Below are 12,870 nucleotides of genomic sequence, written 5' to 3' on the forward strand. Positions count from 1 at the left end.
GACCGCTTCAGGTCCGCACCTTGCCGTCGCCCGTGAGCATCGAGAGCTCGACGAACTTCGAGCCCACGTGGTTCTTCGCCGAGAACGAGACCTCGAAGCCGCCGAGCTGCAGCCGGTCGATGCTCTCGAGGCCGGTGATCAGCCCCTCGCGCGACAGCTTGCCCGGCGCCTTGCGCAGGCCCTCGACCAGCACCTTGGCCGCGAGATAGCCCTCGAGGCTCGAGAAATTGGCGCTGGCGCCGTTGCCGGCCTTGCGCACCGCCTCGGTGAACTCGCGCGCGATCGCGTTGGCCTGGCTGTAGGGCGAGGGCACGACCTGGGTCACGAGCACGCCCGCGGCCTCCTTGCCGAGCTCGTCCGACAGCGCCTGGGTGCCGACGAACGAGAGGTTGAAGAAGGTGCCGCCGAAGCCGGCCTTGCGCGCCTCGCGGATGAAGGCCGCGCAGGCCTTGTAGGCGCCGACCTGAACCACCGCGTCGGGCCGCGCCGCCAGCAGCGTCTTCACGGCCGGCGCCACCTCGGCCGAGTTGCGCTCCACCGTGGCCTGCGCGATCGGCTTGAGCTGCTGCTCGGCGAGCGCCAGCGTCACGCCGTCGAGCCCGGCCTTGCCGTAGGCGTCGTTCTGGTGGAACACCGCGATCTTCTTCAGGCCCAGGTGGGTGAGCTGCCTGACCATCAGCGCGGTCTCGTCGTTGTACGAGGCGCGCAGGTGGAACACGTTCTTGTGGAAGGGCTCGCGCAGCGCCATCGCGCCGGTGAAGGGCGCCACGAACGGCACCTTGTCCTTCACCGCCAGCGGCAGCGCCGCCAGGCTGGTGGGCGTGCCGATGTAGCCGAACAGCGCGAACACGTCCTCGTCGATCAGCTTCTGCGTGTTGGCGGCGCAGCGCTCTGGCTCGTAGCCGTCGTCGAGCGTCTTGATCTGCACCGCGCGGCGGCCGGACTGGGCGTTGTAGGCGTCGAGGAACACCTTGGCGCCCTGGTGGAACTGGATGCCCAGCTGCGCCGCCGGGCCGGTGAACGGCGCCGACTGGCCGAGCACGATCGGGCCGTCGCCCTGGGCCCGGGCGACGGCGGCGAAACCGCCGAGCGTGGCGGCACCGGCCGCCAGCGAGAAATGCCTGCGATTGATCATGGCGAAAACCCCCTCCTGTCATGCGTCATGCGACGGACCCCGTGCATGCCCCGAAAACCTTAAAAACTTTAGACTCGCCCGATGGCCCACGCCTCGAACGACACCCCCCACGACTCCTCGCCCGCCACTGCCGCCACGGTGCTCGGCGCCTGCCCCCACGACTGCCCGGACACCTGCGCGCTCGTCACCACCGTCAAGGACGGGGTGGCGGTCAAGCTGCAGGGAAATCCGGCCCATTCGCACACGGGCGGCGTGCTGTGCACCAAGGTGTCCCGCTACATCGAACGCAACGACCATGCCGAACGGCTGGTCCAGCCGCTCAAGCGGGTCGGCCCCAAGGGCAGCGGCCGCTTCGAGCCGGTGAGCTGGGAGGCCGCGCTCGACGGCATCGCCGCGCATCTTCGGTCATTGCGGGCCGATCCCGAGAGCATTCTCCCCTACAGCTATGCGGGAACGATGGGCCTGGTGCAGGGCGAATCGATGGACCGGCGCTTCTTCCACAAGCTCGGCGCCAGCCTGCTCGACCGCACCATCTGCTCGATGGCCGGCGGCGAGGCCATGGTCCACACGCTGGGCGGCAAGGTCGGCATGCGCATCGAGTTCTTCGCCGAGGCGAAGCTGATCCTGATCTGGGGCAGCAACTCGATCGCGAGCAACCTGCACTTCTGGCGCCATGCCCAGGCGGCCCGGCGCGCCGGTGCGCGGCTGGTGTGCATCGACCCGCGGCGCACCGAGACCGCCGACAAGTGCGACGAGCACATCGCGCTGCTGCCGGGCACCGATGCCGCGCTGGCATTGGCGCTGATGCACGAGCTGATCGTGCACGACTGGCTCGACCACGACTACATCGCGAACCACACGCTGGGCTGGGAGCAGTTGCGCGAACGCGCGCTGCAATGGCCGCCCGCGCGCGCGGCACGCGTGTGCGGCGTGCCCGAGGAACAGATCGTGGCGCTGGCCCGGGCCTATGGCACCACGAAGCCGGCCGCGATCCGCCTGAACTACGGCATGCAGCGCGTGCGCGGCGGCGGCAACGCGGCGCGCGCGGTCGCCTGCCTGCCGGCGCTGGTGGGCGCCTGGCGCGACCGCGCGGGCGGGCTGCTGCTGAGCAGCTCGGGCCATTACCCGGTCGACCGCGCCGCGCTGCAGCGGCCCGACCTGCTGGCCGGCCGCCGGCCGCGCACCATCAACATGAGCACCATCGGCGACGCGCTGCTCGACACCGCGAAGCCGGTCCAGGCGATCGTGGTCTACAACAGCAACCCGGTGGCGGTGGCGCCCGAATCGGCCAAGGTGGCGGCGGGCTTCGCGCGCGAGGACCTGTTCACCGTGGTGCTCGAGCAGTTCCGCACCGACACCGCCGACTACGCCGACTACCTGCTGCCGGCCACCACGCAGCTCGAGCACTGGGACATCCACTGCAGCTACGGCCACACCGACGTGCTGCTGAATCGCCCGGCCGTGGCGCCGCGCGGCGAGGCGCGCAGCAATGCCTGGGTGTTCCGCGAGCTGGCGCGCCGCCTGGGCTTCGACGAGCCCTGCTTCGCCGAGAGCGACGAGTCGCTGTGCCGCACCGCCTTCGCCGAGGGGAGCATCGACTTCGCGCAACTGCTCGCCCAGGGCTTCACCAGCGTGAAGCTGGCCGAGGCGCCGTTCGCCGAAGGCCGCTTCCCCACGCCCTCGGGCCGTTGCGAGTTCCACAGCGCGCGCCTGGCGGCCATGGGCATGGACGGCCTGCCCGACCATGTGCCCAACTGGGAGCCGGCGGGCAGCTCCACCGAATTCCCGCTCGCGATGATCTCGCCGCCGGCGCGCAACTTCCTCAATTCCACCTTCGTCAACGTGACCAGCCTGCGCGCGATCGAGGTCGAGCCGCTGCTCGAGATCCATGCCGACGACGCGGCCGTGCGCGGCATCGAGGACGGCGCGCTGGTGCGCGTGTTCAACGGCCGCGGCGAGCACCGCTGCCGCGCCGAGGTCTCGCGTCGCGCGCGCCCCGGCGTGGTCAACGGCATGGGCATCTGGTGGCGCAAGCTCGGCATGGACGGCACCAACGTCAACCAGCTCACGAGCCAGCGCCTGACCGACATCGGCCGCGGCCCGACCTTCTACGACTGCCTGGTCGAGGTCGAGCGCGTGGCCGGCGCGCAGGCGGCGGCGGCGTGAAGGCCGCCTCCATCGTGGCGCTGGCCGGCGCGCTGCTGCTCGGCGGCTGCGCCGACCTGCGCTACTACTGGCAGTCGGCCAGCGGCCACATCGGCATCATGCGCGCCGCCAAGCCGGTGCCCGACTGGCTGGCCGATCCGGCGGTGCCCGCGGCGCTCAAGGCCAAGCTCGAGCTCACGCAGCGCATCCGCCGCTTCGCGAGCGACGAGCTGGGGCTGCCCGACAACCCCAGCTACACCGCCTACGCCGACCTGCACCGCGCGGCCGCGGTGTGGAACGTGGTGGCGGCGCCGCCGTATTCGCTCACGCTCAAGAGCTGGTGCTTCCCCGTGGCGGGCTGCGTGGGCTACCGCGGCTACTACAGCGAGGAGGCCGCCAAGGCCGAGGCCGAGGCGCAGAAGCGGCAGGACCTCGAGGTCTCGGTCTACCCGGTGCCCGCCTACTCCACGCTGGGCTGGATGAACTGGGCCGGCGGCGATCCGCTGCTGTCGACCTTCATCGGCTACCCCGAGGGCGAGCTCGCGCGGCTGGTGTTCCACGAGCTCGCGCACCAGGTGCTCTACGTGGCGGGCGACACGGTGTTCAACGAGTCCTATGCGACGGCGGTCGAGCGCATCGGCGGCGCGCTGTGGCTGCAGCGCGAGGCCGGCGAGCCGGCGCGCCGTGAGTACGCGCAGTTCGATGCCCAGCGCCAGCAGTTCCGCGCGCTCGCGCTCGACACCCGGCGCGCGCTCACGCGGGTCTACGAATCGCCCGAGGCCAAGGCCCAGGACTGGAAGGCCGTGGCCGCGATGAAGCAGGCCGCGATGGACGACTTCCGCGCCCGCTACGCGGCGCTGCGCGAGGGCTGGGCCGGCCCGCGCCAGCATGCCTACGACGGCTGGGTGGCGCGCGCCAACAACGCGGCCTTCGGCGCGCAGGGCGCCTACGACGACCTGGTGCCGAGTTTCGAGGCGCTGTTCGAACGCGAGGGCCGGAGCTGGCCGCGCTTTTACACTGAGGTCCGCCGCATCGGCCGGTTGCCGACCATGGAGGAGCGCCGCCAGGCGCTCGCCACGGCCAGCGGCATCCTGCAGACGCGGCGCGGCCGCGGCCACGACAACAACGGAGAACACGACGGTGCCTGACATCCATATCGAACGCCAACACACCCTGGGCATCGCCCGCGCACGCCAGGTGGCACGCAAGTGGGTGCGGCAGGCCGAGCAGGAGTTCGGGCTCGATTGCGTCTACACCGAGGGCGAGGAGCGCGACGTGGCGACCTTCACGCGCGCCGGCATCGACGGCACGGTCGAGGTGACGGCCCAGACCCTCACCTTCGATGCCACGCTGGGCTTCCTCTTCAGCAGCTTCAGCGAAATGATCGAGCAGAAGATCAGCCGCAACCTCGATGCGCTGCTGGGGCCGGCCGAGGGCGGCAACCGCTTCGCCTGAAGCGCCTTCGTTTCAGGCGATGGTGTAGCCGCCGTCCACGGGCAGCGATGCGCCACTGATCATCGACGCGCCCTCGCTCAGCAGGAAGAGGATCGGTGCGACCACTTCCTCCACGCGCGCGAAGCGCCCGAGCGGAATGCCCGCGATGGCGGCCGCGCTCTTGGCCGGATCGGCCCAGGCCTGCGCGGCCATGGGCGTGAGCGTGACCGTGGGATTGACGCTGTTGACGCGGATGCCGTGCGGCCCGAGTTCGAGGCACAGCGAGCGCGTGATCGCATCGAGCGCGGCCTTCGAGGCGCAGTAGCAGAGGTGGTCGTCGAGCGCGACCAGCGCGGCCTGGCTCGAGACATTGACGATGCTGCCGCGCACGCCGGCCGCGGCCATCGCCTTGCCGCAGCGCGCGGCGACCAGCGCGGCGGCACGCGCATTGACGGCCATGACGGCATCGAAGCTGTGGGCCTGCAGTTCGAGCGCCGGTTCGAGCAGCGCGATGCCGGCGCAGTTCACCACGAGGTCGAAGGCGGGGAGCTCGCCGAATGCCTGGTCGAGGGCTTGGGGGGCGGCCACGTCGAGCACTCGCGGTGTGCAGCCTGTCTGCGCTGCCAGTTTCTGAAGCGCCTCGGCGTTGCGGCCCACGGCCGTCACGGCGGCGCCCGAGCGCGCGAGCTGCGTGGCCACGGCGTGGCCGATGCCGCTGCTGGCGCCGGTGACCAGGGCTTTGCGGTTGCTGAAATCGAAGGTGAGGGTCATGTCAGGTGGCTTTTGTTCGGGGGGCGTGCACAGGACAGCGGGTACTTCCCTCCGCGAATGTCCCCCGGCCTTCGGCCTCCTCCTTGATTTCGCTGCGGGAAGCACCCGCTGCCCTGTGCACGGGAGGCGTCGTCGTGGTGCTGCTGGTGCTGTCGTCGTGCGTTCATTGAAGCCGGTGCATCGCATCGCGCAATGCGGGGTAGAGGGACTTGTAGATCTCGAAGCGCTCGCGGTAGACGGCCTGCGCCTGGGGCTCGGGCCTTGCGCGTTCCACCAGCGTGACCCAGCCGCGTTCGGCCGTCGCCGCATCGACCAGCCCCGCGCCCAGCGCCGCGAGCATTGCCGCGCCGAGGGCAGCCTCGACCTCTTCCTCGATGGTGAACACGGGGTAGCCGGTGATGTCGGCCACGATCTGCATCCAGAGGTCGGAGTGGGCCGCGCCGCCGACCACGATCAGGCGCGGGTCCAGCGGCTGGCCGCTTTGGCGCCCGGCCTCGATGTTGTGCTGCAGCGCGAAGCTCACGCCCTCGAGCACGGCGCGGTAGAGGTGGGCGCGGCCGTGCGCGAGCGAGAGGCCGATGAAGGCGCCCTTGGCCTGCGCATCCCAGATCGGGCTGCGCTCGCCCATCAGGTAGGGCAGGAACACCAGGCCCTGCGCGCCGGGCGGCACGTCGACGGCCTGGCGCTCGATCAGCGCATGCGCGTCCTCGCCGGTGCGCGCGGCCTCGGCCAGCTCGGCCTGGCAGAAGGTCTCGCGGAACCAGGTGACGGCCGCGCCCGCGGCGATGGCGCCGCCGAACACGTAGCTGCGGTCCGCGCCGCGGTACACGTGCGGCATGCCGATGAGCCGGTGGCGCGCGTCCACGCTCGGGCTCACGAAGCCCCAGCACATGCTGGTGCCGATCATCGCGACATGGTCGCCGCTGCCGGTCACGCCCGCGCAGAAGGTGGCCACCGCGGCATCCACGCCGCCGCCCATCAGGGGCATGCCTTCGGCGAGGCCGAGCCGCGCGGCCCATTCGGCCTTCAGGCCGCCGACCACGTCGCTCGATTCGACCAGCCGCGGCGGCATCATGCGCGCCGGAATGCCCAGCATGCCGAGCGCCTCGTGGGACCAGCCGCGCCGCGCCGCGTCGTAGACGCCGCCGATGTTGCCGGCCGAGCTGTGGTCGACCGCGAGTTCGCCGGTCAGCCGCCAGTTGACGTAGCTGTTGGGCGGCAGGAACCAGCGCGTCTTCGCCCACACCTCGGGCCGGTGCTCGCGGATCCACAGCATCTTGGTGTAGCCGTAGTAGCTGTCCACGCCGTTGCCCGTGATCGCCTGCAGTTTCTGGACGTCGACCGTCGCGTTCACCGCATCGACCTGCGCGGTGGCGCGGCGGTCCATCCAGATCAGGCAGGGATGCAGCGGCTGCAGGGTCTCGTCGACCGGGATGCCGGCGCCGCCATAGAGGCTGCTCACGCACATCGCGGCGATGTCGGCGGGCGCGACGCCGCTCTTCGCGACGCAGGCGCGCACGCTCTCGCACACGGCGTCGAACCACACGGCGCAGTCCTGCTGCGCCCACAGCGGCTTCGGCGTCTCGGGCTGGTAGGCCACGCCGGCCTGGGCGCGCACGCGTCCGTCGATGCCGACCAGCAGGCACTTGGTGCTCTGCGTGCCGATGTCGACGCCGATCACGTACTTCATGGGGCGGTCCGCGGCTGCGGCTTGAGCAGCACCTTGATCGAGTCGAGCGAGTTGGCGAGCGCGAAGGCGCGTTCCCATTCGGTCAGCGGGAAGTCGTGCGTGACGATGCCCTTCGAGGTCACGAGCCCGCGCGCCAGCAGGTCGATGGCGATCGGGTAGCAGTAGGGCCCGAGGTGGGCGCCGCGCACGTCGAGCTCCTTGCGGTCGCCGATGATCGACCAGTCGGCGCTGGTCTCCGCGCCGAAGACGCTGAACTCGACGAAGCGGCCGAGCTTGCGGATCATCTCCAGGCCCTGCGTCACGCCGATCGGCGCGCCCGTGGTCTCGATGTAGACGTCGCAGCCATAGCCCTCGGTCAGGCCCTTGACGATGGCATCGGCGTTCTCGGTCTTCGGATCGATCACGACGTCGGCGCCGTACTGCTTCGCGAGCGCGAGGCGTTCGGGCACGAGGTCGATCACGATCAGCTGCCTGGGCGTCTTGAGCGCCGCCACCTGCGTCATCATCAGGCCGAGCGGGCCGGCGCCCGCGATCACCACCACGTCGTCGAGCTGGATGTCGCCGCGGTTCACGGTATGGATCGCGCACGACAGCGGCTCGATGATGGCCGCGTCCTCGAGCGGGATGCCGTCGGGGATCCTGTGCACGCGCGCGGTCGGCGGCAGCCGCATGTAGTCGGCCATGCCGCCGTCGGCCACGATGCGCTGGAAGCCGAAGATGTTGTGCACCTCGCACATCCAGTACTTGCCCGAGGTGCAGAAGCGGCACTTGCCGCAGGGCACGATCTGCTCGGCGATCACGCGGTCGCCCTTGCTCACGCCGAAGTGCTCGGCCGCGCCTTCGCCGAGCGCCTCGACGTAGCCGAAGAATTCATGGCCCGGGATCACCGGCGCCTTGACCCACGAGGGCTGGCCGTCGCCGCCCCAGAACATCTTCGCGCCCGAGTGGCACTTGCAGTCGGAGGCGCAGATGCCGCAGGCCGCGATCGAGATCAGCAGTTCGTTGGCGCCGATGGCGGGTACGTCGACGGTCTCGAGGCGATAGTCCTTGGGGCCGTGGCAGACGACGGCCTGCATGGCGAGCCGGGCGATGGCGCCCGTGCTGCCGGACTGGAGCTTTTGATAAGACATGGGTTCCTTGTGGGGAGAGGGGGAAGGAGCAAAGCAGAAGAGGGAGCGGGCTAGCGCTTTGCTTCCCGGCTGATGAAGATCGCGAGCAGCACGATGCCGCCCTTGATGATCAGTTGCAGGTACGGCGACACGCCGATCATGTTGAGCCCGTTGTTGAGCACGCCCAGCAGCAGCGCGCCGACGAGGGTGCCGACGATCGCGCCGCGGCCGCCGGCGATCGAGGTGCCGCCCATCACCACGGCGGCGATGGCGTCGAGCTCGAAGCCCACGCCCACGCCGGGCTGGCCGCTGGTCACGCGCGAGGCCTGCACGATGCCGGCGACCGCTGCCGTGAAGCCGCTGAGCGCATACACCAGCAGCTTGTAGCGCGCCACCCGCACGCCCGACAGCCGCGTGGCTTCCTCGTTGCCGCCGATGGCGTAGACGTAGCGGCCGAAGGGCGCCATGTTCAGCAGCACGTAGGCCGCGAGGTAGGTGGCGAGCATGAGCAGGATCGGCACCTTGATGCCCGCCAGCGTGCCGCCGCCGAGGAAGGCGAAGGACTCGGGCAGGCCGTCGATCGGGTAGCCGCCGGTGTAGATCAGCGCGATGCCGCGCGCGATGCCCATGGTGGCCAGGGTCACGATGATCGGCGGCATGCGCAGGTAGGCCACGCAGTAGCCGTTGAACAGGCCGATGACCGCGCCCACGGCCAGGCCCAGCGGCACCGCGAGCAGCGGCGGCAGCCCGAACTGCACCATCAGCCCCGAGGCCAAGGTGCCCGACAGCGCCACCACCGCGCCCACCGAGAGATCGATGCCGCCGGTGAGGATGGCCGCGGTCATGCCGACCGCGATGATGGCGTTGATCGAGGACTGCAGCGCGATGTTCTGCAGGTTGCCCCAGGACAGGAAGTTGTCGGTCGCGACGATCATGAAGACCGAGATCGCGACCAGCCCGACCAGCGGCAGGAAGGCCGTGGAGCGGCGCAGCTCGGTGAGGAATCCACCGGCGGGAGCGGGCGGCGCGGGATGGCTGGCGGTGGCGTTCATGGCGAACCCCCTGTGGTTGCGTGGCGCATGATGTCGCCGGAGTGGATGGAGTCGCCCTCGAGCGTGGCCACGATGGACCCGCCCGAGAACACCGCGACGCGGTCGCACATGCCGACGATCTCGGGCAGCTCGCTCGAGATCATCAGCACCGCCTTGCCCTGGCGCGTGAGCTCGCGCATCAGGGCGTAGATCTCGGCCTTGGCGCCGACGTCGATGCCGCGCGTGGGCTCGTCGAAGATCAGCACCTCGCAGGCGTGGCCGAGCCAGCGCGCGATCACCACCTTCTGCTGGTTGCCGCCCGAGAGCGTGGCCACGCGGGTCTCGAGGTCCGGCGCCTTCACGCCCACGCGGCGCGCGAGCTCGGCCGCCTCGCGCTTCTCGGCGCCCTCGCGCACCAGGCCCGCGCGGCGGTGCCGGCCCAGGTTGTTGAGCGTGATGTTGAAGCGGATCGTGAAGTCGGTGATCAGCCCCTGCACCTTGCGGCTCTCGGGCAGGAGGCCGATGCCGTGCGCCAGCGCCTGCGTGGGATCGTCGAGCTGCACGGACGCCCCGTTGCGCAGCACCGTCTTGCGGTGCGCGCGGTCGGCGCCCATCATGCCGAGCGCGAGCTCGGTGCGGCCCGAGCCGACCAGGCCCGCGAAGCCGAGGATCTCGCCCGCATGCAGTTCGAAGGCATTGACCGGCCCGCCCTTCGCGAGCTGGATCTCGGGCACCTCGAGCAGCTTGCGCGCGCCGGCCGCATGCGGTGCCGGTTGCGGCTTGGGCGGAAAGCTCTGCTCGATGCGCCGGCCCACCATCATCTCGACCAGCGCGTCGATGTCGGTCGCGCCGACCTCCGCATGGCCCGCGTTGGCGCCGTCGCGCAGCACGCTGATGCGGTCGCAGACCTCGAAGATCTCGTCGAGGTGGTGCGAGATGAAGATCATCGCCACGCCGCGCTCGCGCAGCGAACGCATGATGCGGAACAGGTGGTCCGCCTCGTTCGGCGTGAGCGTGGCGGTCGGCTCGTCGAGCACCAGCAGGCGCGCCTTCAGCGACAGCGCCTTGCCGATCTCCACGAACTGCTGCTGCGCCACCGAGAGCCGGCACACCGGCACGCGCAGGTCGATGCGCACGCCCAGTTCGTCGAACAGCTGCCGCGCCGCGCGCCGCATCGCGGCCCGGTCGATCAGGCCGAAGCGGCGCGTGGGGTAGCGGCCCAGGAAGATGTTCTCGGCCGCGTCCAGGTGCGGGATCAGGCTGAACTCCTGGAAGATGATCCCCACGCCCGCCGCGATGGCGTCGGCATAGCCCGCGAAGCGGCGCTCGCTGCCGTCGATGTAGATGCGGCCCTCGTCGGCCTGGTGGATGCCGCAGAGGATCTTCATCAGCGTCGACTTGCCCGCGCCGTTCTCGCCGAGCAGCGCATGCACCTCGCCCTTGCGGATCGAGAGGTCGATGCCCGAGAGCGCCTGCACGCCGGGAAAGCGCTTCGAGACGCCCTCCAGCCGCAGCATCTCGGCGGTGTCGTTCATGGTCACGGCCAGGGTCCGTCCGCGCCTTACCAGCTGAAGCTCTTCGCGCCTTCGGCGTCGATCAGTTTCACGTCGACCGGCACCGCCGCCGGCACGTTGGCGCCCCACTTCTTCGCGAGCGCGATGCCGATGGCCAGCCGGATCTGGTCGCGCGGGTATTGCGCGGTGGTGGCGATGAACTTCGAGCCCGGCTTCTGCATCGCCTTGATGGCCTCGGGCGCGCCGTCGACGCTGGTGAGCTTCACGTCCTTGCCGCTGGCCTCGATGGCCGCGAGCGCGCCCATCGCGCCGCCGTCGTTGACGCTGAACATGCCCTTCAGGTCCTTGTTGGCCTGCAGGATGTTCTCGGTCACGGTGAGCGCGGTGGCGCGTTCCTGCTTGCCGTTCTGCGTGCTCACCACCTTGATGCCCGGGTACTTGGCGAGCGCCTCGCGGCAGCCCTTCACGCGCTCGAGGATCGGCACCACCGGGATGCCGTCGAGGATCGCCACGTCGCCCTTCTCGCCGATGGCCTTGGCCAGGTGCTCGCAGGCCAGCCGGCCCGCGTCGGTGTTCTTCGAGCCGACGAAGGAGTCGACCGGGCCCTGTGCGTTGGCATCGACCGCCACCACCACCAGCCCGGCCTTCTTGGCCGAGCGCACCGCCGACTGCACGCCGGTGGAGTCGGTCGGGTTCAAGAGCAGGATGTCGACCTTCTTCTGGATCATGTCCTCCACGTCGCCGATCTGCTTGGCCACGTCGTGGCGCGCGTCGGTCGCGACCACGCTGGCGCCGATGCTCGCGGCCGCTTCCTCGAGCGCCTGCTTCATGGTCACGAAGTAGGGGTTGTTGAGCTCCTGGAAGCTCATGCCGATGCGCAGCGGCTGCTTCGGCGCCTGGGCCTGCGCGGCGGAGGCGGCGCACAGCAGCGCGGCGAGGGTGGCGGTGGCGAGGATGTTCTTCTTCATGGCATGTCTCCTTGGGTGATGACGGTGGAAAGGACGCGGGCAAGGCTTCGCCCCGCGCGGTGCCCGAACGGGCCCGCGCCGATGGCGATGCGGGAAACGGGGGGCGGGCCGCCTACGGCGGGCTGGCGCCGCGCAGGTGCGCGGCCTGCGCCGCCTGCATGCGGTGGAAGTTGCGGAACTTGGTCGGCGGCATGCGCTTGTGCAGCAGGAACTGCCGGTTGAAGTTCGACACGTTGTTGAAGCCCACGTCCATGCAGACGTCGAGCACCGGCTTCTCGCTGCTGGTCAGCAGCTCGCAGGCGCGGCTGATGCGCAGCCGGTTCACGTAGCGCACGAAGGACTGGCCCGTGTGCTTGCGGAAGGCGCGCGAGAAGGCGCTCGGGCTCTGGCCCACCAGCTCGGCCAGCATCGGCTCGCGCAGCTCGTCGCCGAGGTTGGCCGCGATGTGGGCCAGCACGTTGTTGATGGCATGCGACATGAAGGCCTTGGGATCGGGCTTGAAGGCCGGGCTCGCGAGCCGCTGGCGGTCCTGGCTCGCGGCCAGCAGCTCGAGCAGCGACAGCAGCAGGATCACGCGGCGCAGCCCGCGCGCCTCGAGCAGCGCTTCCATGATCGGCTTGGCGGCGGCCGCCGTCTCGGCCGAGAACAGCAGGCCCGCGCCCGACTCGGCGATCAGCGGCGCGATGCGCGCGAACTCGGGGAAGCTCGCGGCCATGTTGCGCACCAGGCCGGCCGGGAACTGGATCACGATGCCGCGCCGTTCCACGCTCTGGCCCGCGGGCACGTCGCTGATCCAGTTGTGCGGCAGGTCGGGGCCCATCATCACGAGGTTGCCGGGCTCGAAGTGGCCGACGTGGTCGCCCACGAAGTACACGCCCTGGGTCTCGACGATGAGCTGGATCTCGTACTCGGGATGGAAGTGCCAGCGCACGGTGCGGTAGGGGTAGCCGTGGGCCCAGCAGGCGAAGGATTCGTCACCGCGGACTTCGACGATTTCCAGATCGGGTTGCATGGCGCTCGTTGTTCCTCGGGCAGTGTTCGGATGGGTGCGTGACAGCGTGGGGCGGACTGTA

Annotated in this window: 11 protein-coding genes; 3 read left to right on the plus strand and 8 right to left on the minus strand. The window is 70.3% G+C overall.

Annotation, left to right across the window (positions count from 1 at the left end; all coding sequences use genetic code 11):
- Positions 1–7 precede the first annotated feature (7 nt).
- Positions 8–1,135, minus strand: a complete 1,128-nt coding sequence (locus ACEN9J_RS22885; protein ID WP_413762138.1) for an ABC transporter substrate-binding protein — start codon at positions 1,133–1,135, stop codon at positions 8–10.
- Positions 1,136–1,216: 81 nt separating this feature from the next.
- Between ACEN9J_RS22885 and ACEN9J_RS22890 the strand changes: the two genes are divergently transcribed.
- Genes ACEN9J_RS22890 through ACEN9J_RS22900 form a run of 3 tightly spaced genes read left to right on the plus strand, consistent with a single transcriptional unit; the run spans position 1,217 to position 4,735 of the window.
- Positions 1,217–3,301, plus strand: coding sequence for a molybdopterin-dependent oxidoreductase (locus ACEN9J_RS22890; RefSeq protein ID WP_413762139.1), 2,085 nt, complete (start codon positions 1,217–1,219; stop codon positions 3,299–3,301).
- Complete coding sequence (locus ACEN9J_RS22895; protein ID WP_261212319.1) at positions 3,298–4,428, plus strand: aminopeptidase; 1,131 nt, start codon at positions 3,298–3,300, stop codon at positions 4,426–4,428. The genes ACEN9J_RS22890 and ACEN9J_RS22895 overlap by 4 nt, the downstream gene beginning before the upstream one ends.
- Positions 4,421–4,735, plus strand: coding sequence for a polyhydroxyalkanoic acid system family protein (locus tag ACEN9J_RS22900; RefSeq protein WP_057592553.1), 315 nt, complete (start codon positions 4,421–4,423; stop codon positions 4,733–4,735). The genes ACEN9J_RS22895 and ACEN9J_RS22900 overlap by 8 nt, the downstream gene beginning before the upstream one ends.
- A 12-nt stretch (positions 4,736–4,747) precedes the next feature.
- On the opposite strand, the gene ACEN9J_RS22905 is transcribed toward ACEN9J_RS22900, so the two are convergent.
- The 7 genes from ACEN9J_RS22905 to ACEN9J_RS22935 all read right to left on the minus strand — a co-directional run bounded on the left by ACEN9J_RS22905 (position 4,748) and on the right by ACEN9J_RS22935 (position 12,809).
- The gene (locus ACEN9J_RS22905) at positions 4,748–5,485 is read right to left on the minus strand and encodes an SDR family oxidoreductase (RefSeq protein ID WP_413762140.1); all 738 of its coding nucleotides are present in this window, start codon (positions 5,483–5,485) and stop codon (positions 4,748–4,750) included.
- A gap of 163 nt (positions 5,486–5,648) precedes the next feature.
- The gene (locus tag ACEN9J_RS22910) at positions 5,649–7,175 is read right to left on the minus strand and encodes an FGGY-family carbohydrate kinase (protein WP_413762141.1); all 1,527 of its coding nucleotides are present in this window, start codon (positions 7,173–7,175) and stop codon (positions 5,649–5,651) included.
- Complete coding sequence (locus ACEN9J_RS22915) at positions 7,172–8,305, minus strand: alcohol dehydrogenase catalytic domain-containing protein (protein WP_413762142.1); 1,134 nt, start codon at positions 8,303–8,305, stop codon at positions 7,172–7,174. The genes ACEN9J_RS22910 and ACEN9J_RS22915 overlap by 4 nt, the downstream gene beginning before the upstream one ends.
- A gap of 50 nt (positions 8,306–8,355) precedes the next feature.
- Positions 8,356–9,336: an ABC transporter permease gene (locus tag ACEN9J_RS22920; RefSeq protein ID WP_057592549.1), complete on the minus strand. Its 981-nt coding sequence runs from the start codon at positions 9,334–9,336 to the stop codon at positions 8,356–8,358.
- Positions 9,333–10,850, minus strand: a complete 1,518-nt coding sequence (locus ACEN9J_RS22925; RefSeq protein WP_413762143.1) for a sugar ABC transporter ATP-binding protein — start codon at positions 10,848–10,850, stop codon at positions 9,333–9,335. The genes ACEN9J_RS22920 and ACEN9J_RS22925 overlap by 4 nt, the downstream gene beginning before the upstream one ends.
- A 26-nt stretch (positions 10,851–10,876) precedes the next feature.
- Positions 10,877–11,797 (minus strand): ABC transporter substrate-binding protein, encoded by a 921-nt coding sequence (locus tag ACEN9J_RS22930; RefSeq protein WP_057592548.1) that lies wholly within the window; start codon positions 11,795–11,797, stop codon positions 10,877–10,879.
- A gap of 112 nt (positions 11,798–11,909) precedes the next feature.
- Positions 11,910–12,809 (minus strand): helix-turn-helix domain-containing protein, encoded by a 900-nt coding sequence (locus tag ACEN9J_RS22935; RefSeq protein WP_057592547.1) that lies wholly within the window; start codon positions 12,807–12,809, stop codon positions 11,910–11,912.
- Positions 12,810–12,870: the final 61 nt, after the last annotated feature.

This window comes from Variovorax sp. Varisp41 (assembly GCF_047325085.1).
Taxonomy (GTDB): domain Bacteria; phylum Pseudomonadota; class Gammaproteobacteria; order Burkholderiales; family Burkholderiaceae_C; genus Variovorax.